General features: G+C 68.9%; 21 protein-coding genes. 10 read left to right on the top strand and 11 right to left on the bottom strand.

The features are described from left to right. Position 1: 1 nt before the first annotated feature. From FDA38_RS28740 to FDA38_RS28750, 3 genes are all read right to left on the bottom strand, one after another. Positions 2–2611, bottom strand: a complete 2610-nt coding sequence (locus FDA38_RS28740; protein WP_137257251.1) for a LuxR C-terminal-related transcriptional regulator — start codon at positions 2609–2611, stop codon at positions 2–4. Positions 2612–2765: 154 nt separating this feature from the next. Then, positions 2766–3608 carry a cytochrome bc1 complex diheme cytochrome c subunit gene (gene qcrC / locus FDA38_RS28745; RefSeq protein WP_137257252.1) on the bottom strand — a complete coding sequence of 281 codons (843 nt, stop codon included), beginning with the start codon at positions 3606–3608 and terminating at the stop codon, positions 2766–2768. A 25-nt stretch (positions 3609–3633) separates the two neighbouring features. Further along, complete coding sequence (locus tag FDA38_RS28750; protein WP_137257253.1) at positions 3634–4134, bottom strand: hypothetical protein; 501 nt, start codon at positions 4132–4134, stop codon at positions 3634–3636. 80 nt (positions 4135–4214) lie between these two features. Between FDA38_RS28750 and FDA38_RS28755 the strand changes: the two genes are divergently transcribed. From FDA38_RS28755 to FDA38_RS28765, 3 genes are read left to right on the top strand one after another with little or no spacing between them, the layout of a single operon-like run. Then, positions 4215–5015 (top strand): alpha/beta fold hydrolase, encoded by an 801-nt coding sequence (locus FDA38_RS28755; RefSeq protein ID WP_137257254.1) that lies wholly within the window; start codon positions 4215–4217, stop codon positions 5013–5015. A gap of 10 nt (positions 5016–5025) precedes the next feature. Continuing rightward, complete coding sequence (locus tag FDA38_RS28760; protein ID WP_202877880.1) at positions 5026–5859, top strand: helix-turn-helix domain-containing protein; 834 nt, start codon at positions 5026–5028, stop codon at positions 5857–5859. 27 nt (positions 5860–5886) lie between these two features. Then, entirely contained in the window at positions 5887–7470 is a 1584-nt protein-coding gene (locus tag FDA38_RS28765; protein ID WP_137257255.1) for a DUF4139 domain-containing protein, read from the top strand. Between the two features lie 4 nt (positions 7471–7474). On the opposite strand, the gene FDA38_RS28770 is transcribed toward FDA38_RS28765, so the two are convergent. After that, a complete protein-coding gene (locus tag FDA38_RS28770) occupies positions 7475–8650 on the bottom strand; it encodes a PucR family transcriptional regulator (RefSeq protein WP_137257256.1) in 1176 nt (391 codons plus the stop codon). 132 nt (positions 8651–8782) lie between these two features. Here FDA38_RS28770 and FDA38_RS28775 point away from each other — a divergent pair, with 132 nt between their 5' ends. The 4 genes from FDA38_RS28775 to FDA38_RS28790 are packed head-to-tail and all read left to right on the top strand — an operon-like array spanning position 8783 to position 13923. Continuing rightward, positions 8783–10285, top strand: coding sequence for a long-chain-fatty-acid--CoA ligase (locus FDA38_RS28775; protein WP_137257257.1), 1503 nt, complete (start codon positions 8783–8785; stop codon positions 10283–10285). Then, positions 10282–11961 (top strand): PHA/PHB synthase family protein, encoded by a 1680-nt coding sequence (locus FDA38_RS28780; RefSeq protein WP_137257258.1) that lies wholly within the window; start codon positions 10282–10284, stop codon positions 11959–11961. The genes FDA38_RS28775 and FDA38_RS28780 overlap by 4 nt, the downstream gene beginning before the upstream one ends. A gap of 7 nt (positions 11962–11968) precedes the next feature. Then, the gene (phaZ, locus tag FDA38_RS28785) at positions 11969–12754 is read left to right on the top strand and encodes a poly(3-hydroxyalkanoate) depolymerase (RefSeq protein ID WP_233715046.1); all 786 of its coding nucleotides are present in this window, start codon (positions 11969–11971) and stop codon (positions 12752–12754) included. After that, positions 12751–13923: an acyl-CoA dehydrogenase family protein gene (locus tag FDA38_RS28790; protein WP_137257260.1), complete on the top strand. Its 1173-nt coding sequence runs from the start codon at positions 12751–12753 to the stop codon at positions 13921–13923. Before phaZ ends, FDA38_RS28790 begins: the two co-directional genes overlap by 4 nt. Before the next feature lies 1 nt (position 13924). On the opposite strand, the gene FDA38_RS28795 is transcribed toward FDA38_RS28790, so the two are convergent. Genes FDA38_RS28795 through FDA38_RS28805 form a run of 3 tightly spaced genes read right to left on the bottom strand, consistent with a single transcriptional unit; the run spans position 13925 to position 15858 of the window. After that, complete coding sequence (locus FDA38_RS28795) at positions 13925–14422, bottom strand: DUF2505 domain-containing protein (protein ID WP_137257261.1); 498 nt, start codon at positions 14420–14422, stop codon at positions 13925–13927. 11 nt (positions 14423–14433) lie between these two features. Next, positions 14434–14880, bottom strand: a complete 447-nt coding sequence (locus tag FDA38_RS28800; RefSeq protein WP_137257262.1) for a GNAT family N-acetyltransferase — start codon at positions 14878–14880, stop codon at positions 14434–14436. Between the two features lie 21 nt (positions 14881–14901). After that, entirely contained in the window at positions 14902–15858 is a 957-nt protein-coding gene (locus FDA38_RS28805; protein ID WP_170989909.1) for an ArsR/SmtB family transcription factor, read from the bottom strand. A gap of 207 nt (positions 15859–16065) precedes the next feature. On the opposite strand from FDA38_RS28805, the gene FDA38_RS28810 reads away from it, so the two are divergent. Further along, complete coding sequence (locus FDA38_RS28810) at positions 16066–16677, top strand: RNA polymerase sigma factor (protein WP_137257264.1); 612 nt, start codon at positions 16066–16068, stop codon at positions 16675–16677. Positions 16678–16695: 18 nt separating this feature from the next. Here FDA38_RS28810 and FDA38_RS28815 read toward each other — a convergent pair whose 3' ends face one another. Beyond that, on the bottom strand, positions 16696–17265 hold the full coding sequence (locus FDA38_RS28815) for a TetR/AcrR family transcriptional regulator (protein WP_170989910.1): 570 nt from the start codon (positions 17263–17265) through the stop codon (positions 16696–16698). Between the two features lie 51 nt (positions 17266–17316). On the opposite strand from FDA38_RS28815, the gene FDA38_RS28820 reads away from it, so the two are divergent. Continuing rightward, on the top strand, positions 17317–18273 hold the full coding sequence (locus tag FDA38_RS28820; RefSeq protein ID WP_137257265.1) for a zinc-dependent alcohol dehydrogenase family protein: 957 nt from the start codon (positions 17317–17319) through the stop codon (positions 18271–18273). Here the strand turns inward: FDA38_RS28820 and FDA38_RS28825 are convergent. Further along, positions 18270–18707: a hypothetical protein gene (locus tag FDA38_RS28825; RefSeq protein ID WP_137257266.1), complete on the bottom strand. Its 438-nt coding sequence runs from the start codon at positions 18705–18707 to the stop codon at positions 18270–18272. The two genes, FDA38_RS28820 and FDA38_RS28825, sit on opposite strands and share 4 nt — an antisense overlap. A 228-nt stretch (positions 18708–18935) precedes the next feature. Here FDA38_RS28825 and FDA38_RS28830 point away from each other — a divergent pair, with 228 nt between their 5' ends. Continuing rightward, positions 18936–19874: a hypothetical protein gene (locus FDA38_RS28830; RefSeq protein WP_137257267.1), complete on the top strand. Its 939-nt coding sequence runs from the start codon at positions 18936–18938 to the stop codon at positions 19872–19874. A gap of 71 nt (positions 19875–19945) precedes the next feature. On the opposite strand, the gene FDA38_RS28835 is transcribed toward FDA38_RS28830, so the two are convergent. Next, entirely contained in the window at positions 19946–22147 is a 2202-nt protein-coding gene (locus FDA38_RS28835; protein ID WP_137257268.1) for a discoidin domain-containing protein, read from the bottom strand. Between the two features lie 109 nt (positions 22148–22256). Beyond that, complete coding sequence (locus tag FDA38_RS28840; protein ID WP_137257269.1) at positions 22257–23285, bottom strand: LacI family DNA-binding transcriptional regulator; 1029 nt, start codon at positions 23283–23285, stop codon at positions 22257–22259. Positions 23286–23292: the final 7 nt, after the last annotated feature.

The raw sequence follows: 23292 nt of genomic DNA on the forward strand, positions 1-23292 counted from the left end.
GCTACAACAACCCGACGGAACGAGCGGTCCGCAGCGCCGCGGATCTCTTGTCCACCCCGAGCTTGCGGTAGAGCGAGATCAGGTGGGTCTTGACCGTGTTCTCGGTGATGAACAGGGCCTGGGCGACTTCGGCGTACGAACTGCCGAGCGCGAGCTGGTCGAGTACCTCGGCCTCGCGGGCGGTCAGCCGGATCCGGGCGCCGTTCACGACCGCGTCGAGGCGGCGCGGCGGCGGGGTGTTCGCGTCCGGCCTGGTCCGTCCCAGCGGGGTCATCCCGCCGGCCTGACTCCATCCGGCCTGGTAGTCGGACAGCTTCTCCAGCGCGGCCGCCGCGAACGGGTGCGGGTTCGGACCGGTCGCGTGTCTGCGGAGGCGGTCCAGGAAGGCGGGCTCGTCGCCGGCCGAGGTGAGTACGTGCAGCATGCGTTGCGGCGTGACGCGGTTCAGGGTGTCGACCAGCGCGGCCTCGGCGGCCGGGTCGTCGCCGGTCCGGTCCAGCAGAACCGTCCGGAACGAGGCGGCGGCCGACGCCAGCGGCGGGTAGATGTCGGGGTGCTCGAGACCTGCCTCGATCAGCTTCAAGGCGGTCGGGACGTCCTCCTGGATCATCGACGTCATCGCCCGGATCAGCTCGGCCTCGGTCGCATTGCCCGTGCGCTCGAGCACCGTGAGCTGCGCGTCGACCGTGATCTTGTCGCCCAGCAAGGTCGCCAGCCAGGACCGCAGCAACGCCAGGTCCCGCGAGAGGTAGGTCGGCAACGGACCCGCGGCCACCGGGTCACTGGTGAGTTCGGTGAGCGCCTCCCCCAGCCGACCTCGCTCGACCAACAGCACCGCTCGCAGCATCGCACGCAGCCCCGCGACCACGGTGTCGGATCCGGCCACGTCGGCATCCGCGACCTGTTGGAGGTAGCCGCACGCGGTGTCCAGCTCCAGCTCGCTGACCGCCGCGAATCCCAGCACGACCTGCGCACGTACGGCGTACTCCGGCGGGAGGCCGCGCTCTCCCCCGGCGTCAACGGCTGCTCGCGCAGATTGGGCCGCGCTCTGGATCTGGCCGCGGACGTGCTGCACGACCGCGCGGTGGGCGAGACCGCCGGCGATCAGCTGGTGATGCCCCGCCATCCGCGCGGTCACGAGCGCCTCGTCCAGATGGCTGAGCGCGGCGTCCAGCTCGTCCGCCCAGGTCTCCGCGGCCGCGAGCTCGATCAGCAACCACGCCAACCGCTCGGGACCGAGTACAGCGCGCGTCAACAGCGACCTGGCCCGCTCGATCGCCGCATGCACGTCATGCCAGCCGTAGCGCGACTCCCACAACCGCAGCAGTACGGCGTCCGCCAGCGCGTCCGGCGCCGATTCGCTCGCGACCTCGTCCGCCAACGCCGCATCCTGTACGGCGCCGGCCACGTCGCCAGTGACTCGTCGCAGCAGCCCGCGGACGCCGTACAGCTGCGGATGCTGGCCGACGTACCCAGCTGGGAGCGCGTCGAACGCGGCCTCGACCAGCGCGGCCTCGCCCGCGGCAAGGAGTGCCGGCCCGTGGCCGAACAGGATCCGCTCGACCAGCTCGACATCATCCGCATCCAACGCGCTGCGCAACGCCGCTTCGCTGGCGCCGTGGCTCTCGTAGTACAGGGCCGAGCGGTGGTGCGCGGTGACGACGAACTGCCGGTCCTTGGCGCTCGTCGCGATCCGTCGTCGTAGCAGCTCGACCAGGAGTGGGTGGTATCGGTAGAGAGGGTTACTCGCCGACTCGTCGGCGTACGCCGTCACCAGGAGACCACTACCGGCCAGGTCCTCGAGCATCGAGCCGGCCTCGCTGTCACCGCTCAGCACAGCTGCCAGCTGACCCGTCAGCGAAGTAGTCGCGAAGGTGCTCAGCAGCATCGCCAGGACCCGCTCGTCGAGCGTGTTCAGCGTCTCGCCGAGCAGCAGGTCGAGCACCGGCCGCTGGTTGGCGAGCGGCCACACGACATCACCGGACGCCTGCAGCGTGCGGGCAGCGAGTACGAGCGCAGCGGCCCAGCCGGCCGTCTTCTCCTGGACCAGCGAGATGTCGTCCGCGGTCGCGTTCCCGGCATGCGCCTGCACGAGCTCGGTTGCCTCGGCGTCGTTGAAGCGCAGATCCCGCGAGCGCAATGTCAGCGCCATCCCTCGGATCTCGAGCTCGGAGATCGGCAGCGGCAGGTCGTACCGGGTGGCGAGCAACAGCCGGAGCGCGTGCGGCGCCTCCTGCAGGACGCGGGCCAACGCGGCGACCGTTGACGCCGGCAACAAATGGGCGTCGTCGACGACGATCGGGTCGAGCAGCTGCGAATCCTCGGCGCCGGCCACCCGCTCGAGGAATCCCTGCAGCGAGCCGGGCGCCTGCCCGGGCACCCACACCACCGGCTCCCCGGCGCGTCGCCGGCGCGTCACCCAGTCCGAGAGCAGGACCGTCTTGCCGGTACCGGCCGGTGCGATCACCATGGTCAGCGGCGAACCGACGCCCAGATCAAGGGCCGAATGCAACCGCTCGCGGGTGACAAGTGTGAGCGGCGGTCGCGGAGTCTTACCGTCCGCCGACTGCCGGAACGCATCGCGCTCTCGATCGAGCCCCGGGCTCGTCACGCGCGTCACCCCTCCCCTGGGCGGGCGTGCTCTGTCCGAAATCCTTGGAACCCAACTCCTCGTACGTGCCTCGAAAATCGAGACTAACCGGTTCGTGCCGATTGTGGCAGGGGTCGACACACCCTCGTTCGCCGGTGGGGAGCCGCGGCGACGCTCAGTCGCGGCGACGGATCCGCGGCACCTTGGCCCCGATCCAGACCGCGACCACGACGAGCAGACCGATACCGATCAACCAGCCCCACAGGCCCTCGGAGACCGGTCCGAGCCGCCCGAGGCCGAATCCGCCCGGGTCGTTCGCCTGCTGCAGGGCAACGATGTAGGCGATGATCGCGCGCTTGTCCTCGGGGAGCATCACGCTGTCGGAGAAGACCGGCATCTCCTGCGGGCCGGTGAGCATCGCCTGGTACATGTTGCGCGGCGTCGTCCCCATCAATGACGGCGCGTAGCGGCCGTTCGGGAGCGCGCCGCCGCGGCCGGCGAAGTTGTGGCAGGCGGTGCAGTTCGTCCGGAAGAGCTCGCCGCCGCGGACGATATCCGCCTGCGTCACCTTGCTCACGTCGTACTCGTCGGACGACGGGATCGCCGGCCCGGGGGCCAGCGAGGCGACGTACGCCGCCAGCTGGGCGATCTCTTCCTCGGTGTAGACGGGCGGCTTCTGCGGGATCTGCGCCTTGGTCTGGGCAGCGGGCATCCGTCCGGTGCTGACCTGGAAGTCGACCGCGGCCGCGCCGACGCCGATCAGCGAAGGTCCGGCGATCCGGCCGCTACCGTTGGTGCCGCCCTCGGCGTGCAGGCCGTGACAGCTGGAGCAGCCGACCGCGAACAGCCGCCGGCCGGCCTCGATCTGGTCGGACTGGGGACCGTCCGCACCCGTCGCGCTGCGCGGCACCAGCACTGTGTACGCGAGACCGACCGTGACCAGCGCAGCGCCGATCACCAGTGTCTTCGCGAACCTCCGTCGACGCACCGGACCAGCAGACCCTGGTAGCACGCGCATTGTGATCCCCCGATTCGGGTGAGCTTCAGCGAGAGTCGCGTTTCGCCTGCCGGCGGGCGCCCATCGCCCGCGTCGAGGCGTCCTTCTTCAGACCGCCGGTGGTCTTCTTCGCCGTCCGCGGCCGGCTGACCGCTTCCGACTTGGAGCCATCGGTCGCACGCACGGCAGGTGCGGCGGCCTTGGCCGCCCGCGCCGCTTCGAGCCGCTCGGTGCGCAGCTGCATCGAGGCACGGTTGGCAACGACCGAGACTTCACGACTGACCTTCGCCAGTACCGACTCGAACAACTCCGCCTTGTCGCGGTCCCGCTGGTTGCGCGGATACGACATCCCGCGGCCGCCGACGCCCGCCACCGCAGCGCTGGCGCCGCGCCGGTAGTTCTTCACGTACTTCGTGCGTGCGCGCCGGATACGCTGGTGGAGGTCCAGCAGTTCGTCTTCGTCCAGGCCCTTCAACGCGTCCCGCTCGGTCTCCGCGACGAGCAGACGCTCGGCCTCTGTCAACGAGTTCAGCAAGCCTTGGTTCATTGGATTCTCCTTAGCCGCTCTCGCAGAGTACGGACATTTGTACAAGACCGACAAGCCGCCACACGCGCATTGTGATCGACATGAGTGAGAACTCCGTCAAGCAGTCGCAGGGACTGCATGTGGTCCACAGCGGCCGGCCGGAAGCGGCTCCGCTGCTGCTGATCCACGGTTCCGGGGCGTCCGGCGCCTGCTGGGCGCCGATGGTTCCGGCTCTTGCCGAACGCCACCATGTCGTGACGATCGACCTGCCCGGTCTGGGTCATTCGGCCCCGGTGACGTCGTACGACATCCCTGCACAGGCAGCGCGGGTGGCAGCGATGATCGACGCGCTCGAACTCGGGCCGCTCACCGTCGTCGGGCATTCCAGCGGTGGGTACGTCGCTACCTCGCTCGCGGAGCAGCGGCCCGAACTGGTGAAGTCCATGGTTCTGCTCAGCACCGGCCCGAGACTCGAGGTACTCCTCCCGCAGCCGGCGATCATTCGCGCATTGACCGGCCCGCCGCTCGGCCGTCTGACCTGGGCACTGCGTTCGGACAAGCTCATCCGCAAGGGCATCAGCGCAATCTGTGCCGCCGAGGTGGATATCCCGAACGAGCTGGTCGCCGACCTGCGTGGTCTGCCGTACCGCGACTTCGTCGACGTACTGCGTTGCAACGGCGAATACATCACCGAGCGTGGCGTGCCCGAGCGGCTCGCCAAGCTCGACGTACCGCTGCTGGTCGTCTTCGGCGCCGCCGATCCGCGCTGGGATCCGGCGTCGGCCAAGGAGTACGCCGTCGTACCGGGCGCGCGGATCGAGATGCTGCCCGGGATCGGGCACGTGACTCCCCTCGAAGCTCCTGAACTCGCGGCGAGGCTCGTACTGGAGTTCACGGCCTAGCATCGAATACATGCGCTTGACCGTGTCGCCACCTGACTGGGCGCAGGTGGAGATCGCCGTACCACGCTCGCCGGGCAGGCTGCCCGGGGTGCGCATGGCCGGGTTCCGGCACCGTGCGCCGGCGTTCGTGGATATCGCGATGGTCGCGCATCCGTCGGTCACGCTGATCGTCGATCTCAGCGATGACGACGGCATCGTCTACGGCGCACACGGCCGCTCCGAGAAGGGCAGCGCCTTCGTCGGGCTTCTCCCCGGCGAGGTGCACGCGGCCGGGACGCTGGGCGAGTGCCTGCAGGTCCGGTTGTCGCCGGTGGCGGCGGCTCGCGCCTTCGGTCCATCGGCAGAGCTCACCGGGACGGTCGCGTCGTTCGCGGACGTGTGGGGCCGCGGAGCCGGGCATTTCGAGGACAGGTTGCGAGGTGCCGTGTCCTGGGACGAGCGGTTCGCGATTGTCGTGGAGGTCCTCGGCCGGCGGCTGGATGCGTCGGTCGACGCGGAGGTCGCGCACACCTGGCAGCGGACCTTCGCCAGCCGCGGGCGTCTGCGAGTCGACGGTCTGGCGAGCGAGGTCGGCTGGAGCCGCAAACGGCTCTGGGCACGCTTCCGGTCCCAGCTCGGCATCACCCCGAAGCGAGCCGCTCAACTGGTCCGCTTCGACCACGCCGCCCACCTCCTGGCAGCGGGCCGAGCGGTCGCCGCGGTCGCTGCCGAGAGCGGGTACGTCGACCAGTCCCACCTCCACCGTGAGGTCACCGCCTTCGCCGGTACGACGCCGGCCGTGATCGCCGCTGCTCCGTGGCTCGCGATCGACGACATCGCCTGGCCTTCGACACCGAGGAAGTAGTCCCGTCCGGCGGCTACTGTCGGGGGCATGGACCAACTCGTGGTGGATGCGCCGATCGTTGCTGTCACTGTCTATCCGGGTCGCGCACGAGTGACGCGCCGCGGACAGATCACCGTGCCCGCCGGGGATCAGACCGTGTACGTCGAACCCCTGCCGCTGTCCCTGGAAGAGGACTCGGTCCGCGTCGCCGGCCGTGGACCCGCGACCGTCCTCGGCGTGGACGTGGCGATCCAGCATCACCCGCAGGCGCCGGACGAGACCGTCGCCGCGTTGGAGCAGGCACGACTCGATGCCCAGGACGAGGTCACGCAGCTCATCGACGCCGATGACGTCCAGGAGCAGCTCGACACGTTCCTCGCGCAGTTGGCCCGGCGCGCCGGCAACAGCTTCGCGCGCACGCTGGCGTCCGGCGAGGCAGGGGCCGAGCTGGGCGGATTCACCGAGTCGCTCACCGACCGGTTGTCCGCCGTACGGGCGACGCGTCGCGAGCTCGCCGCGCAACGTCGCGAAGCCGAGAAGCGCCTTGCTGCCGCGGACCGTCGCCTGGCCGCGATCGTGCAACAGCGCACGCCCGATCGCCGCGCCGCCGCGATCGCGCTCGCGCTGGAGACCGAGGCCGAGGTGGAGATCGAGCTCTCGTACGTCGTACCCGCTGCCAACTGGACCAGCTCGTACGACGTCCGTCTTACCGGCGACCGCCTGACGCTGAGCTGGTACGGCCTGATCACCCAGCACAGCGACGAGGACTGGCCGGAGTGCGACCTGACCCTGTCGACAGCGAGGCCGACTGTCACCGCGAAGGTGCCCGAGCTCGACCCGTGGTACCTCGACCGCTTCCACCCGCCGATGCCGATGGCGGCCCCTGGCGCGCCTGTCTCACTCGGAATGCAAGTGGCCGGCGGCCCAGACCGCCTCAAGTCCCGAAGGCAGTCCGCGGGCTTGATCCAGGAGCAGGCAGCCTTCGAGGCCGTCGAGGCGACCGTCGAGCAGGGCATGACCGCCGCGAGCTACACCCCGCCCCGGCCCGTCGCCGTACCCGCGGACGGAGCCACGCACCGCGCGACGATCGCCTCAATCGACCTCGATGCCGAGCTGGACTACATCACGGCACCGGTCCGGTCGACCGACGTACATCTGCGCGCCACCGTGGTGAACTCGTCGGCCCACACGCTCCCCGCCGGCAAGGCCTCCGTCTTCCACGAGGCCGAGTTCGTCGGCTCGGCCGCACTCCCGCTCTGGGCACCTGGTGAAGATGTCGAGCTCGCGCTCGGCCTCGACGATCGCATCCGCGTCGAGCGCAAGCTGGTACGCCGGGAAGCGAGCAAGGCGACCCTGGGATCAACGCGCCGGCGTCAGGTCGAGTACGAGACCAAGGTCGAGAACCACACCCCGCGCAACGCCCGGATCACGGTCCTCGACCAGTTGCCGGTGGCACGCGACCACGAGATCACCGTCAAGCCGCTCAGCGCCGAACCCGAGCCGGCCGAGACCACCGACCTCGGCGTCATCACCTGGAAACTCGACCTGCCCGCCGGCAAGGAGACCACGATCAAACTCGCGTTCCGCGTCGACAGCGCCAAGTCCGTCGACCTCACCGGCTGGCGCGAGTAGCCGCTCAGCTCGTCGTGCGAGCGGCCTCGAGGGCGAGGAGGAGTTCCGCCACCGAGCGGGGATCGTTGAGCGAGCGGCCGGTGCGCTCCTCGATCCGGTGCAGGCGGTGGCGGACCGTGTTGGGATGGCAGTAGAGGAACTCGCCTGTCTCGGTGGCCGAGCCGTTGTGGGTGGACCAGGCTGCCAGCGTGTCGAGCAGGACCTCGCGGTCGTCGGGCGCGAGGTCGTCGAGTCCGCCGAGGACGTTGCGCACGAAGTACTGCATGACATCCGGTGCGGCGACGGCCGCCATCGTCAGCGGGGATTCCTCGAACAACGTCACCGCCGACGCGGCCGTCGACCCCGCGAGCGCGACGCGGGCGAACCGTACGGCCTGCCCGGTCGCGTCGAGTTCGTCGTACGGCGGACTCACGCCGACCCGGCCGGTCGCCGACTTGCTGAGGAAATCGACTAGTACGGCGAGACGCCCGGGCGGCACGCACACGACACCGATCTGTAGCTCGGGCAGCAACCGCCACGCAGAGGCGAGACCCACGGACCGCAGCCGCTCTTCCGCCGCCGGCAGCGCCTGCCGACCGACCTCGGGTACCGCCGCCGCCACAACTACGAACGGCCCCTTGTACGGCAGCCGCAGCAACTCGGCGGCCTCCCAGACCGTCCCGCCGCCAGGCATCCGGCCCTCGAGCAGCGCCTCGACCAACGCCGAGCGCTGCTGATCCTGCTCGAGCAGCCGCCGCGACTGCACATCGCGGTACGCGTCCGTCATGGCATCGGTGTACGACGACTGCATCTGCCACAACCGGCTCGATGCCAGCACCAGGACCTGATCAGTGATCCGCGCCGCGGCCGCCTCGGCGCGCACGACGTCCCAGAGGTAACGGGTGCCGACCCGGTACGCCGCCATCACGTCGGCGAGCGGCGCACCCTGCTCGGCCCGCAGCCGACCGGTCTCGCGCGCCGACACCGGATCCGAACCGTCCCCGATCAGCGACTCGAGCATGAACTCGAAGTTCGCCCCGCACGACGCCCGCAACGCCTCGGCCGGAACCAGCCTCCCGGTGCGGTAGAACTCGATCTCGGTCTCGATCGAGGACGCCATCGCCTCGATCAGCTCGCCGCCGCGCGCCCGCAACCGCTCGATCAGGTCCTCGATCTCGGGTTCGTCGGCGCGCCCACTCATCTTCGGAGCATAAGCGCCGTTGTTCGCGGCCACAGTCCGAGCGCGCCGACGTTGGCCGCCGCCCCATCGGTGAAAACGGCGCCCGGCCGGATGGTGGAACCACAGCCCGAGCCACCCACCCCGGAGCAACCCATGACGAACCTCAGCCTGAACCTCTCCGAGTCCGCGGCCATGTACCCGGACCACCCCGCCATCCGGCTGGACGACGACGTCCTCCGCTACACCGACCTCGACGACGCCGCTGCCCGCATGGTGACCCTGCTCCGCGAGTACGGCGTACAGCCCGGCGACCGGGTCGGACTGATGCTGCCGAACGTCCCCGAGTTCGCGATCGTCTTCTTCGGCGTCCTGCGGGCCGGCGGGGTCGCCGTACCGATGAATCCGTTGCTGAAGCGGCGCGAGGTCGAGTACTACCTGGCCGACTCCGGGGCGCGCGTGCTCTTCGGTTGGCACGAGGTCGCCGCCGAGGCCGAGGCCGGAGCGAAGGCGGCCGATGCGCAACTGCTCCCGATCGCACCGCAGGAGTTCCGCGCGCTGGTCGGTGAACGGGAGCCGGCCGAGCTCGTCAGCCGGGACGGCGACGACACCGCGGTCATCCTGTACACGTCCGGCACGACCGGCCGGCCGAAGGGCGCCGAGCTGACCCACGCCGGACTCAACACCAACCAGGCCGTCACCGCCCGGACGCTGACCAAGGTCGGCCCGGACGACGTGGTGATGGGCTGCCTGCCGCTGTTCCACGTGTTCGGGCTGACCTGTGGCCTCAACTCCGCGATCGCCAACGGCGCGACCCTCACCCTGATCCCCCGCTTCTCCCCCGCCAAGGCGCTCGAGGTCATCCAGCGCGACAAGGTCACCGTCTTCGAAGGCGTTCCGACCATGTACGCCGCGATGCTCGGCGTACCAAACCGGGACGAGTACGACGTGAGCACGTTGCGCACCTGCGTGTCCGGTGGGGCCGCGTTGCCGGTCGAAGTACTGCGTGGATTCGAGCAAGCGTTCGGCTGCATCATCCTCGAGGGCTACGGCCTGTCCGAGACCTCGCCGGTCGCGTCGTTCAACCACCCGGACGCGGTCCGCAAGCCCGGTTCGATCGGTACGCCGATCGAGGGCGTGCGGATGCGGGTCGTCGACGAGAACCGGACGCCGGTGCAACCTGGTGAGATCGGCGAGATCCAGATCGGTGGCCACAACGTGATGAAGTCCTACTGGAACAAGCCCGACGAAACCGCCGCGACCATCGACGCCGACGGCTGGCTGAGCACCGGTGACATGGCCCGGCAGGACGAGGACGGCTACTTCTTCATCGTCGACCGGAAGAAGGACCTGCTGATCCGCGGCGGCTACAACGTCTACCCGCGCGAGGTCGAGGAGGTGCTGTACGAGCACCCGGCCGTCGCCGAGGCGGCCGTGGTCGGCATCCCGCACGCGTCGCTCGGCGAGGAGATCGGCGCCGCCATCGCCCTCAAGGACGGCACGTCGGCGACGCCCGAGGAATTGCGCGACTTCGTCAAGGGCCGGATCGCCGCCTACAAGTATCCGCGGGCCGTCTGGATCGTCGACGAGCTGCCCAAGGGCCCGACCGGCAAGATCCAGCGCCGCGACGTCGTCGTACCCGAAGGAGTCCTGCGATGAGCACGCCCGCTGACGAGCTCGCCGCCCCGCTCGACCTGCTGCTCACCAGTGCCGCGGTCGGTCCGCTCAGCCGGTTCATGCCGAACGCGGCGTGGGCGCGGATGGCGGCCGGTCTGGCTGCCCGGCCGCGGACGATGGCACACAGGGTGACGGATCTGGCCGGGGAGCTGGGACAGATCGCGATCGGCCACTCCGACCGTACGCCGTCGCGTCGTGACCGCCGGTTCGCCGACCCGGCCTGGACGCAGAACCCGGTCCTGCGCCGGATCGTCCAGGCCTACCTGGCCGCCGCCGAGGTTGCGGGCGCACTGCCTGCCGATGCCGAGCTGGATTGGCGCGATCGGCAACGAATGACGTTCCTGGTCGACAACCTCGTCGAAGCACTTGCCCCAAGCAACAACCCGGCGCTGAACCCGACGGCCTGGAAGGCATTGATCGACACCGCCGGCCTCAGCAGCGTCGCCGGGGCGCGGAACCTCGTCCGCGACCTGTCGAGCGCACCGCGGGTCCCGAGCATGGTCGAGCCGACCGCCTTCGAGGTCGGTACGACGGTCGCGGCAACGCCCGGGTCCGTTGTCTTCCGCAACGAGATCCTCGAGCTGATCCAGTACACGCCGCAGACCGAGAAGGTCCGCACGGTTCCGTTGCTGATCGTCCCGCCCGTGATCAACAAGTACTACGTCGTCGACCTCGCACCGGGCCGGAGCATGGTCGAGTACTTCGTCCGGCAAGGCCAGCAGGTGTTCACGATCTCGTGGCGGAACCCGGACGCCCGGCACCGCGACTGGGATATCGACACCTACGGGCAGGCGATCCTCGACGCGATGGACGCCGTACGGCGGATCACCAGGACCGACAGCACGCACCTGTTCGCGACCTGCTCCGGCGGGATCCTCGCCTCGATGCTGCTCGGTCATCTCGCCGATCGCGGCGAGCTCGATCGGGTCGCCGGCTTCACGCTGGCGGTATCGGTCCTCGACCAGAGCCGGGCCGGGCTCGCGTCGGCCGCGCTGGACGAGCGGATGGCTGCGGCCGCGATCGCATCCTCTGCATCCAAAGGCTTCCTGGACGGTCGTGCGCTGGCGGAGGTGTTCGCCTGGTTGCGTCCGACCGATCTGATCTGGAGCTATTGGGTCAACAACTACCTGCAGGGTCGGCCGCCGGCGGCCTTCGACGTACTGTTCTGGAATGCGGACACCACCCGGATGACGGCTGGGCTGCATCGAGGGTTCGTCGAGCAGGCGATGACGAATGCGCTCACCGAGCCGGGGGCAGCGACGATGCTGGGCTCGCCGGTGGATCTGGCGAAGGTGACCACGCCGTCGTACGTGATCGCCGGGATCTCGGATCATATTTGCCCGTGGCAATCGTGTTATCGGAGTACGCAACTGCTCGGTGGTGAGAGCCGGTTCGTGTTGTCGACGGCGGGTCACATTGCGTCGATGGTCAACCCGCCGGGGAATCCGAAGGCTACCTATCAGGTGAACGACTCGAATCCCGAGGACTCCGACGAGTGGTTGCGGACAGCAACGACGGAGCAAGGATCGTGGTGGCCGGACTACATCGGCTGGCTCGGGTCGCGGAGCGGTCGGATGAAGGCCGCACCCAAGGCGCTCGGCGGCGGCGGGCTTGCGCCGCTCGAGGACGCGCCCGGCAGCTATGTGCGGGAGTCCTGACGTGGAGATGCTGACAGTTGCCGGGCATCGGATCCGGTACGACGTGCGTCCCGGCGATGCACGTCGTACGCCGCTCGTGCTGTGTTGCGGGATCGGCGCCGGGCTCGAGGTACTGCAGCCGGTGGTCGACCAGCTCGACGGCACGGTGATCCGGTTCGACGTACCGGGTGTCGGGGGTTCGCCGACGGGAGTGTTGCCGGCAAGCATTCCGATGCTCGCGTGGATGGTCGACCGGATGCTGACGCGGCTCGGGTACGGCGAGGTCGACGTACTCGGGCTGTCCTGGGGTGGCGCGCTCGCGCAGCAGCTCGCGTTCCAGCATCGGCGGCGGGTTCGGCGGCTGGTGCTGGTCAGCACGGGTACCGGCGTACTCATGGTGCCTGGCCGGCCGACGACGCTGCTGAAGATGATCACGCCCCGGCGCTTCGGCGATCCGGGATACGCGGCTGGCATGGCGGGCTACTTGTACGGCGGTAGCGCTCGGCAGCACTCCGACACGATTCGGAAGGTCTTCGGCGAGCAGGTACGAGCCGGTTCGTGGCGTGGATACATGTACCAACTGGCGGCCGGGGCGTGCTGGACCAGTCTGCCGTTCCTCGGGCTGATCCGGCAGCCGACGCTCGTCCTCACCGGAGACGACGACCCGATCATCCCGGTCGTCAACGGCCGCATCCTCGCCCGGCTGATCCCTGCGGCCGAGCTGCACATCTATCCCGGCGGGCATGTCGAGCTCGTCACCGAGGCGCCGACGCTGGTGCCCGTCATCACGAATTTCCTGAGGAGGACGCTATGACTACCGACCCGATCGACTTCTACGGCCTCGAACTGCTGCTCGACAACGCCGACCGCGAGCTCCTGCACGCGGTCCGCGAGTTCGGCGACAAGCAGGTCGCGCCGATCATCAACGAACACTGGACCCGGGCCACCTTCCCGTTCGAGCTGGTCCCGGCGTTGCGGGACCTGGGCATCGTCGGTACGCCGTACTCCGGGTACGGCTGCCCCGGTCGCAGTTTCCTGCTCGACGGCCTGCTCGCGATGGAGCTGAGTACGGCGGACCCGTCGATCGCGACGTTCTTCGGCGTACACAGCGGGCTGTCGATGGGCTCGATCTACCTGTGCGGATCGGAGGAGCAGAAGGAACGGTGGCTGCCGGCGATGGCGCGACTCGAGAAGATCGGCGCGTTCGGGCTCACCGAGCCTGAGGTCGGGTCGGGTGCTTCGCGCGGCCTGCAGACGACGGCCCGGCGCGAGGGCGACAGCTGGGTGCTGAACGGTCAGAAGAAGTGGATCGGCAACGCGACGTTTGCCGATCTCACCGTGATCTGGGCGCGGGATGTCGAGGACGGGCAGGTGAAGGGTTTCGTGGTGGAGAAGGACACACCTGGGTTCACCACGACGAAGCTCGAGGACAAGATGGCGTTGCGCGTCGTACAGAACGCGCTGATCACGCTGGACGACGTATGCGTGCCTGAGGAGAACAGGTTGGCGGAGGCGAACTCGTTCCGCGATACCGCGAAGGTGTTGTTGATGACGCGGGCGGGTGTCGCGTGGATGTCGGTCGGGTGTGCGCGCGGGGCGTATCGGCATGCGCTGGCGTATGCGCAGCAGCGCGAGCAGTTCGGCAAGCCGATCGCGTCGTTCCAGCTCGTGCAGGATCTGCTGGTGCGGATGCTCGCCAACACGACCGCGTCCGCCACGCTGTGCGCGCGGCTTTCCCAGCTGCAGGATGCGGGTGCGGCGTACGACGAACACGCGTCGCTCGCGAAGATGTTCTGCACGATGCGGATGCGCGAAACCGTCGGCTACGCGCGTGAGCTGCTCGGCGGCAACGGGATCCTGCTCGAACACAACGTCGGCCGGTTCGTCGCCGACGCCGAAGCCATCTACTCCTACGAGGGCACCCGCGAGATGAACACCCTCATCGTCGGCCGCTCGATCACCGGGCACTCGGCCTTCGCGTGAGTCAGAGCGAGCCCGACAACCAGGCTCGCGCGACCTCGAACTTCTTCTCCAACCGGACGCGTACGGCGTCGCCCACGACCTGCTCGATGCCCTTGCCAACCATCGGCACCGAAGCCGTCACCTGCAGGTCGAACGCCTGGCTGGTCCCCCGCCCGGCCGGCACGATCCGGGTCATGCCGGTCACCTTCACCGGCACCCCGGTCACCTCACCGTCGACGTCCGCCTCCCGCGCGCCGTCGACGTCGGGCCGGTGCCACACCTTCACCTGCGCCAGCTCCAACGTGCTCCCGACGAACCGCCGGGCAACCACCGGCACGTCGAACGCCTGCGTCTGCCAGTGACACCGCATCCTCAAGTCGTCACCCGCATCCCCCACCACCACGTCGTACGACGGCACCCGCAGCCGCTCGAACACCTGCTCCTGGAACGTGACATCGGTGATCATCGCAAACACTTCCTCCGGAGAGGCGTCGTACGACGTGGCGAGCGTCAAATGCATAGTGCACTGAATCACAAGCCCAGGCGCATCCGCAGCTTCGGCGATTCCTGGCCCACCACGACGAACCCGAGCCGCTCGTACAGCTCACGCGCCCGGTTGAGCTCCAACACGTGCAACTCCACAGCGGACGCGCCTGCCGACCTCGCACGATCGACGAGCAGGCGCAACAACGCCGTACCCACGCCGCGGCCCTGCACCTCGGGCGCGATCTCGATCCGGGACACGTAGTAGGTGGCGGCATCGGCCGGTGCGGCCTGGATCATCCCGGCCCGCTGTCCTCCTACCAGGACGATCTCGACGGTCTCCGGCTTGAACCACGCCTGGTGGAACATCCGTTGTACGTCGTCGTCCCACGGGCCCCAGGTCGCCTCGATCACGTCGCCGAGCGTGCGGTGGTGCAGGTCGTACAGGAACTCGTTGTCGGCGGGTGTTGCCGGTCTGAGGCGGATATCTTCCATGGTGGTTGCTTGGGGCAAGGGTTAGGTGAAGAGGTCGACGAGGGCGGAGCCTCGGGTGGTGCGGCGTACCAGGATGCTCTTGCCCTGGCGGATGCGTTCGACCAGGCCGGCGGACTCCAGCGTGTTGCAGTGGTGGGTCGCGGTGCTCGGCGCGCAGTTGAGCTCGGCGGCGAGCCGGCTCATGCTCATCGGCTCCGGCAGGCGGCGCAGGATCTCGGCGCGGACGTGACCGATGACGGTTGCCAGCGCGTCGTCGGACTCGCGGACCGGTAGACCGGCCGGCGACCAGGACGCGAGCGCGCCGGGCAGCGGGTAGCCGACCACAACCGCGACCGGATCGCTGTTCTCGACGACCACGGAATCCGGCGCGGAGATCATCGGCGCCAGCACGATCTTCCGATCGCCCACCGGCACCTTCACACGTCCGTCCAGCTCGAACCCGCCGCAGTCGAACCGGATCCGCGGTGAGAGCGTGTTCAGCAACGTATGCGCCGCACCCCGATCCAGCAGGCTCTCGTGCCGGCGCAGTTCGCTGTCGAGCGCCGTACGCGACCGCGACCAGGCGTCCCGACCCGGACCGCTCCACACGTCCGCGAGCGTGTCACCGAGAGCGCGCGACCACCGGGCCGGTCGCTCCGCCGCCGCGCGCCAAACCTGTGGGATCCGGTCGCCGTAGATCTCGACGAGATTGCCCCGCAGACCGTCGTTGTGGTTGGACCGCAGCGCCTCGATCTGGGTCTCCATCGACAGGTCGCCGACCGGCGTCAACGGCGCGACCGAGGACGGGATCTGCCGGCGTTGCCCCGGCTGCGCGAGCATCGGCCGCAGCGCCGCCCGGCCGGCCGGCGTGTGCATCACCGAGAGCAGCCTGAGCCGCAGCAGCTTCGGTATCCCCTTGCCGTCGCCGAGCAACGCCTGCAGCGCCACCGACAGCATCGACAGGTCGGGCACCAGTGCAGACCGCAGTTCGATGGCCATCCTTTTCTCCCGGTCACGCAGGAAGTCGGTCCTTACCCGATGGTCAGCCCGGCCGGGGGTCATCGACCAACGTTTCAACGATCCTCGAAGTGTTTCCGGACTTGTTCTCGTGACAGGCCGGAAGGGGAGTGACACGGTGCGCGACGTTCGGTAACCTTTTCGTGATGTTCACCGCGTAGCTGACTGAGAACGGGGCTTGGGAAGCGCATGGCCATCGCAGGTGCAAGCACGGCCGCCTACAGGGTTGCCAACCACAGATACACCGACTACGCCGACGATTCCGATGACGAGGACGAGCTGATCCGGCTCGCGCAAGCGGGTGACGGCGCCGCCTTCGGGCAGCTCTACGATCGGTACCTGCCATCGATCTACCGGTACACCTACAGCAAGACCTCGTCCCGCAGCGCGGCCGAGGATCTGACCAGCGAGACGTTCCTGCGCGCCTTCCGCGCGATCGCCCGCCGGCCGCGGGCGCAGCTGAACTTCGCGGCCTGGCTCGTCACCATCGCCCGGAACGTCGTGATCGACCACCACCGCTCCGGCTGGAGCAGGCTGGCGATCGTCACCGACGAGGTCGATCCGCAGATCGACGATGCCGTCGGACCGGAGCAGGCCGCGCTGCTGTCCGTGAGCACGGCCACGGTGCGCGACGCACTCACCCACCTGCCCGACGATCAGCGTGAATGCCTGGTACTGCGCTTCTTCGCCGGCCTGTCGATCAGCGAGACAGCGGCGGCGATGGACCGCACCGACGGGGCGATCAAACAACTCCAGTTCCGAGCCACGAACCGGCTGCGCCAGGTGGTCAAGGAGCGTTGATCCCGGACAGCCACCGTCTCAGGCGGCGAACGCCTGCACCACAAGGGATGCGAACCGGCGCGACGCCGTACTGCGGGTTGCCGGATCCGACACATGTAGGCCGCGGTGTGCGGTCAGCATGATCATCAGATCGCCCAGCTCGAAGTCCTTCCGCAGCCGCCCACGCACCTTCGCGCGCCGGGCCAACGTCGCGACCGATCTCAGCGTCAACTCCCGGCTCTCCGCGACATCGACCGCCTCCGGGTACGTCGCCAGGAACGCATCGGTGAACCCACGGTTCTGCAGGTGCAGTTCGCAGATCCGCTCGATCACCGAACAGAACCCCTGCCACGGATCGGGATCAGCCAGCCCTTCGTCCACGATCGCCTGACACGCACGCATCTGCTCGGCGAACGCCTCGACCGCCAACGCCTGCTTGGTCGGAAACCGGCGATACAACGTCGCAGGTCCAACCCCCGCATGCCGCGCGATCGCCCGCATCGGAACGCCCAGCCCCTCACCGGCGAACAGCACCCGGGCCGACTCGAGAATCCGATCGCGATTGTCCTCCGCATCGGCGCGCAGCTTCTGAGTCATTTGCTCGGTCATCACTCTCACTCTAGCTAACCGGACGCCTGCGTCCACTTAGCCTCGGTGACTATGAAGGCTGTGATCATCAAGGCGTTCGGTGCGCCGGACGGACTGAGCGTTGTCGACCTGCCCAAGCCCGACCCCGGACCAACAGAGGTGCTGATCGCAGTGGAGGCGATCGGTGTCGGCGGTGTCGACGCGCTGATCCGCAACGGGAGCCTCGCCGGCTGGGGGTTCACCGAAGGGCTGGTGCCCGGGTCCGAGGTCGCGGGCACGGTGGTGTCCGTCGGCCACGACGTCGACGAGTCCTGGATCGGTCGGCGCGTGTGGGGCTTCACTGGCCTCGGCGGCGGGTACGCCGAGCACGCGACAGCCGACATCGACGACGTCGTACCGCTGCCGGACGAGCTGTCCGCTGTCGACGCCGTGACGCTCGGCAGCTCGGGGGTCGTGGCCCACTTCGCCTTGGCACACGCGCATTTCGAGCCCGGCGAATCCGTCTTGGTTCGCGGCGCCGCCGGCAGCATCGGCATCCTGACTGTGCAGCTAGCGGCCCGCGGCGATGCGTCCGCAGTAGCGGTCACTACCTCATCCGCCGAGCGCGGCGAACAGCTGAGGAAGCTCGGCGCGACACATGTTCTGGACCGGTCCGGTGAGGGCGACGCTCCCCCGGCGTACGACGTCATCATCGACATCGTCGCCGGTCCGGACCTGCCGAAGTTCTTCGGCAAGCTGAAGCCGAACGGGCGGCTCGTGGTCGTCGGTGTCGTCGGCGGTCAACCACCCGCCGACTTCGGTACGACGTTGATGGCGGCGTTCCGCAATTCGCTGACGTTCTCGACCTTCAGCGCCGACACCGTGCCGGTCGAGCAGCGTCGTACGGTCAGAGCTGACCAGTTCGCCGCCGCGGCTCGCGGTGAGCTGCCGCTGGTTGTGCATGAGCAACTGCCGCTGGACGACGTCGTCCTTGCTCATCGGAAGATCGACGCCGGCGAAGTCTTCGGGCGGATCGTGCTGATCCCTTAGAACTCGTCGACAGGGTCCGGTGTCGCGAGCGCGATGAGGCGTTCCGCGACGAGGGCGCAGCGTTGCTCGGCGGCGTTGCGGCCCTGCCCGGCGTACCGGAGACGTGCTGACGCGGTCAGAGGTTCGGCGCTCACCTCGATCAGCGATCCGCCGGGACGCGGCTGGACCCTGACGGAGATCTGGACCCAACCACCGAGCCCGCTGCGCAGCCGGAGGATCAACTCCCGGTCGGGCCGCCAACGATCGACGACCGCGACGACCAGGCCGCGGCTCTGCATGTGCCGGCCGCGCAGCTCCTTGCCGGTATCGCGTTGCACCACCGAACCGGTCTCCGGCCAGCTCGGCCCGGTACGGAGCGCGGACGGTACGGCGACCATCCAGTCCGCGAACGTCGACGGGTCACGGATCACAGCCATCACGGCGTCAACGCTCACGGCGCCGAACCGCCATGCCATCACCATCGAAGCTGTTTCCCTGTCCGCCGCCCGTACCGAGTCTTGTGTCTACCAGGTGGCCCGGCCACCCGGCAGCTTTCACACGCCCCGTTGAACCACAACCGCCGGGAATTCCTGCATCACGGCGGTGAACTTTTCGGCAGCGTCCGGAATCCAATGCGGTACGACGGGGGCGAGGACGCCTCCGCTGAGGGGAGGACGATCCAGATGTTTCGCAAGACCGTAGGTCTGGCCTCGGCCGCAGTGCTCGCTCTGGGGCTCGGCGCGGCCGCAGCATCGTCGGCGCAGGCGAAGCCGACCGCACAATCAGGTACGACGGCCACCACCGCTGCGTGCGCGCTGCGGCTCGGGTCGGTGACGGCCAACGGCGCGTTCACCAGCCGGATGATCAACGCCACCGCACCGATCACCGTCGGCGGGGTCCGAGGCACGGCCGGGGTGTTCCCGGCGAACGGCGTCCAGCACATCAGCACTGTCGTCGGCCGGCCGCTCGGGGGCGGCGAGGAGTCGAGGTCCGGGCTGACCGTGATGAGCGGCGCCCTGTACTCGAGCTCGTTCGTCGTCGACAGCGAGAGCCAGATCGACCCGCACTACCCGCACAACAACCTCCGGATCGGCGGCGGCTGGGCCAACTACCGGTTCATCGAGCAGTCGATCCACCGGCCGGCGGACGCCGGCAGCCCGGCCCGCACGACGCTCTACGGCCAGCAGACCAACGGCGTCATGAACCGCTGGGTCGCCGACGGCACCAGCTGGCGCTCCACCGGCGGTGTCGGCGGGCTCAGCACGGTGAAGTCGATGACGCTGATCAACCGCACCGACACCTCGGAAACCTTCATCGCCAACACCCGGGCCGGCACGCTGCTGACGGTCACCTGGCCGACGAAGTACAACGCCGTGACGACCGGTAAGACGGTGCGCTCCTCGACCTGGCAGGGCTTCGAGCAGCTCATCGCCACCAAGTGCGGCACAAACGGCACGCTGCTGCTCGGCATCGACCGGGACACCAAGTCCGGTTACCTGTACGCCGTTGGTCACGCCAACGGTGCGAGCACGGTGATCAAGAGCCTGGGCAAGGTCCCGCTGACCTTCTCCGACCCGCAGTACTTCCGCATCGCCCCGCAGTCCGACCCGCTGAACGGCTAGCAACGGACCGCTTCGACACCGCGCCGCCCTCCAGCCTGACCGGCTGGAGGGCGGCTTGTCGTTGTATCCGGTCAGGGGTAGCTGACCAGATACCGCTGCTGGTTGGCGGCGTTGGCCGTGCCGCCGGTGTTGTTGATGACGTTGGAGATCGTCCCGACGCCGCCCAGCGAGACCGAGACCAGGTCGTGGAAGCGGACGCCCGCGGTGTCCGGCACCTCGAACGATCGCGACGCCACGATCGAGGTGTTCGGGCTGAAGAAGCAATAGCTGCCGACACCCCACGCCTCGTGCGTCGTGACGCTGTTCGCGACCTTGTACGCCGCCCAGCCCTGTGTCCCGCCGCCGCTCGACCACGACGCCTGGTCGGGGACGTCGTACGGGAACTCGTTCTGGAAGAAGTACGTGCGACCGCCGTTGCCGTTCCAGAGCACCTCGTACTGCTGGTAGTGCTCGACGAACAGCCCGTACATCGTCACGTTGTTGCCGTTGACAACGAGTCCGTTGGCCGCGGTGTTCACGTTCCAGCCGACGCCGTCGCCGTGGTCGCCGCGCCACAGCCAGAGGTGGTCGCCGATCACGTCGTTGCTGTTGACCTGCAGGCTGACCGTGGCCTTGCCGACGTGCGCGCCGCCGATCCGCACGTACACGTCGTGCAACGAGGTCGGGTTCGTGGCGTGGCTCGCGGTCGAGCCGGCCGGGCCGACCTGGATCAGCACCGGTGAATTGACCGGCCCGGCGTCGACGAGCAGACCCGCGAGCTTCACCCCGTCGACGTCCGCGACGCTGATCGCGGCCTGACCGGTGTCCGGGACCAGCGTGGCCAGACCGAGCCCGAGTACGACGGTGTTCGCGCGGTTCACCCGGATGGTGTCGCTGAGGTGGTAGATGCCCGGCGTGAACAGCAGGTGCTTGCCCTGGTCGAGGGCGGCGTTGATCGTGTCGACGGACGCGCCGGGCTTGACGACGTAGAAGTCCGCGAGGCTGATCGACGTTCCGGCCGGCGCTCCGTGCGACCAGCTGGTCCCTGATGAGCTCGACCGCAGCGCCGGGACGAAGACGTTGTAGTTGCCGGCGGCATCGACGTACAGGAACGGCTTCTCCCGGACCTTCGGCGTCTGGTCGATCACCGTGTGGGACGGGTTCGGGAAGTGCTGTGGCGGCGCGCCGGTGGTGCCGGTGAACACCATGTTCCAGACCGAGCCGTTCCAGCCGCCGAACTCGGAGTTGCGGGAGAACCATTGCTGCTGGGAGCCGGAGACGACGGTGTTGTCGATCTTGGTGTCGGCGAACAGTCCGCCGCTGGCCCAGCCGTCGCCGCCGTTCCAGAGCTGGATCTCCGGCGCGCCCTTGAGGTGCATCCGCCGGTACGGCGCTGCCTGCGAGACGGCCCAGCGCTCGATCTGGCCGGGCGGCGTGGTGACGGCGAGGTTCTCCGCGGACCGCCAGAAGTTCTGGGTCGCGTTGCCCTTGTTGTTCGGGTTGTCGCCCTGTTGCAGCCAGTCCGCCTCGACGCGGACATGACCGTTGAGGTTCACGTCGTCGGGTGAAAGACCGAGGCCGGCGGCCTGGGTGTAGAAGCCGAGGTTCACGTCCGCGGTGTACGTGCCTGGCTTCCAGAGCACGGCGTACCGCTGGGTGCCGAACTGGTTGGTGTGCATCTCGGCGGCGATCTGGTTCAGCCTGTTCTGCATGTCGGCCTGGGGCGTGCTCGGGCTGAACACGGAGACGTTCGGCCCGAGGTCGGGGTTCGCCGGGTCGGTGGGCGGGACGACCGGTCCGCTGCCGCCGTCCGTCGTGTGCACTGCGACCTCCCAGAGCGAGTACCCGTACCCGGTCCCGCGTTGGGTGCCGGTGATCCGGAGGTACCGGCCGGTCCCGGTCACGTCGAGATTCTGTACGCCGCCGGTGCCGGTCGTCGTGGCGTAGACCTGCCGCCAGGTGCTGGCGTCGTCGGACAACTCGAGCCGGAACGCCTTGCCGTACGCCGCTTCCCAGCTGAGCCCGACCTGGCAGACCGCGACGCTCGAACCGAGATCGACCTGCAGCCACTGCGGATCGGCGAACGCGCTGCCCCAGCGCGTGCCGGAGTTGCCGTCGACCGCGGCGGAGGCGGGCAGGCCCGCGTTCTCGGTGGACGACGCGGTGGCGGGGCGGTTCAACGCGACGTTGGTGGATCCACACGCGGCGGCCGTGGCGGCAGCGGCGTCACCAGCGCCGATGCCGCCGGCAACGAGGAGTAGCGCGACAAGACAGCGCAAAGGTTTCAGGGACATAGGAGACCAATCAGTCGGGGCGGGTACTGAGAGAGCGCTCTCTTCGAGGCTCGTCGGCTGAGCGCGGCAGTGTCAAGGGCCCGCCGTTCCCGGAACTGTTCCGGAACTTCTATGCGGATTCGCGGATGATCAGTTCCGGGTCGAAGACGACCGAGGTCAACTTCGCGGCCGGGGTGGCGATCTGGCCCAGCAGGATGTCGGTCATCCGCGCGGCCATCTCCTCCACGGGCTGGGCGACCGTGGTCAGCCGCGGCCGGGCCATCTGCGCGGGTTCGCTGTCGTCGAAGCCGATCAGCGCGACGTCGCCGGGCACCGACCGCCCACGTTCGTGCAGCACGCGGAGCGCACCGACGGCCATCAGGTCGTTCGCGGCGAACACGCCATCGGCATCCGGTACGGCGTCGAGCAGCTCGGTCATCGCCTGCTCGCCGCTCTCCGCGGTGAAGTTGCCGCGGACAACATCGACGTACGGAACCCCGCGCCGCTGCATCGCGCGCTGGAACCCGGACAGCCGGTCGTTCGCGGCCGGCAGGTCGGCCGGACCGGCGATCGTCACGACCCGGCGGCATCCGAGGTCGGCGAGTCGGTCCGCAGCCAGCGCCGCGCCGGCCTCATGGTCCAGGTCGACGAAGCTGATCGGCACCGGAACCGCGGGCCGGGCGAACAGGACGGCCGGGATGCCTGCGTCGACGAACAACCGCGGCAACGAGTCCCCGGCGTGCGTCGACACCAGCAACGCGCCGTCCGCGTTGCCCCGGCGGACGAAGTCGACCGCCTCCCGCCGGGCCTGGTCGGAGTCGGCGAGCATCAGGGTCGGGTGCATCCCGCCGGACCGGAGGTGGCGGACCACTCCCCCGGTGATCCGCCCGAAGAACGGATCCCGGAAGATCTGGTCGGCCGATCCGTCGGACCCCGAGATCACCAGGGCCACGGTCCCCGAACGCCGGTTCACCAGCGTCCGGGCCGCGGCGTTCGGGATGTACCCGGTGTCCTCGATCGCCCGCGTGACGACGGTTCGGATCCGGGGATCGACCGAGGTGATCCCGTTGACCACCCGGGACACGGTGGCCCGCGAAACCCCGGCCGCCTTGGCGACATCCTCCAAGGTCGGCGTACGACGGGATGCGCCGCTCCTCATGACATCG

Origin of the sequence: Kribbella jiaozuonensis (assembly GCF_005233875.1) — a bacterium.
Lineage (GTDB): Bacteria > Actinomycetota > Actinomycetes > Propionibacteriales > Kribbellaceae > Kribbella > Kribbella jiaozuonensis.

Excerpts from the sequence above, each read along its gene's own strand:
- FDA38_RS28790 (WP_137257260.1), top strand. The coding sequence starts at position 12,751 with ATGACTACCGACCCGATCGACTTCTACGGCCTCGAACTGCTGCTCGAC.
- FDA38_RS28800 (WP_137257262.1), bottom strand. The coding sequence starts at position 14,880 with ATGGAAGATATCCGCCTCAGACCGGCAACACCCGCCGACAACGAGTTC.
- FDA38_RS28820 (WP_137257265.1), top strand. The coding sequence starts at position 17,317 with ATGAAGGCTGTGATCATCAAGGCGTTCGGTGCGCCGGACGGACTGAGC.
- FDA38_RS28780 (WP_137257258.1), top strand. The coding sequence starts at position 10,282 with ATGAGCACGCCCGCTGACGAGCTCGCCGCCCCGCTCGACCTGCTGCTC.
- FDA38_RS28840 (WP_137257269.1), bottom strand. The coding sequence starts at position 23,285 with ATGAGGAGCGGCGCATCCCGTCGTACGCCGACCTTGGAGGATGTCGCC.
- FDA38_RS28765 (WP_137257255.1), top strand. The coding sequence starts at position 5,887 with ATGGACCAACTCGTGGTGGATGCGCCGATCGTTGCTGTCACTGTCTAT.
- FDA38_RS28810 (WP_137257264.1), top strand. The coding sequence starts at position 16,066 with ATGGCCATCGCAGGTGCAAGCACGGCCGCCTACAGGGTTGCCAACCAC.
- FDA38_RS28795 (WP_137257261.1), bottom strand. The coding sequence starts at position 14,422 with ATGCATTTGACGCTCGCCACGTCGTACGACGCCTCTCCGGAGGAAGTG.
- FDA38_RS28750 (WP_137257253.1), bottom strand. The coding sequence starts at position 4,134 with ATGAACCAAGGCTTGCTGAACTCGTTGACAGAGGCCGAGCGTCTGCTC.
- FDA38_RS28830 (WP_137257267.1), top strand. The coding sequence starts at position 18,936 with ATGTTTCGCAAGACCGTAGGTCTGGCCTCGGCCGCAGTGCTCGCTCTG.
- FDA38_RS28775 (WP_137257257.1), top strand. The coding sequence starts at position 8,783 with ATGACGAACCTCAGCCTGAACCTCTCCGAGTCCGCGGCCATGTACCCG.
- FDA38_RS28815 (WP_170989910.1), bottom strand. The coding sequence starts at position 17,265 with ATGACCGAGCAAATGACTCAGAAGCTGCGCGCCGATGCGGAGGACAAT.
- phaZ (WP_233715046.1), top strand. The coding sequence starts at position 11,969 with ATGCTGACAGTTGCCGGGCATCGGATCCGGTACGACGTGCGTCCCGGC.
- FDA38_RS28770 (WP_137257256.1), bottom strand. The coding sequence starts at position 8,650 with ATGAGTGGGCGCGCCGACGAACCCGAGATCGAGGACCTGATCGAGCGG.
- FDA38_RS28835 (WP_137257268.1), bottom strand. The coding sequence starts at position 22,147 with ATGTCCCTGAAACCTTTGCGCTGTCTTGTCGCGCTACTCCTCGTTGCC.
- FDA38_RS28760 (WP_202877880.1), top strand. The coding sequence starts at position 5,026 with ATGCGCTTGACCGTGTCGCCACCTGACTGGGCGCAGGTGGAGATCGCC.
- FDA38_RS28755 (WP_137257254.1), top strand. The coding sequence starts at position 4,215 with ATGAGTGAGAACTCCGTCAAGCAGTCGCAGGGACTGCATGTGGTCCAC.
- qcrC (WP_137257252.1), bottom strand. The coding sequence starts at position 3,608 with ATGCGCGTGCTACCAGGGTCTGCTGGTCCGGTGCGTCGACGGAGGTTC.
- FDA38_RS28805 (WP_170989909.1), bottom strand. The coding sequence starts at position 15,858 with ATGGCCATCGAACTGCGGTCTGCACTGGTGCCCGACCTGTCGATGCTG.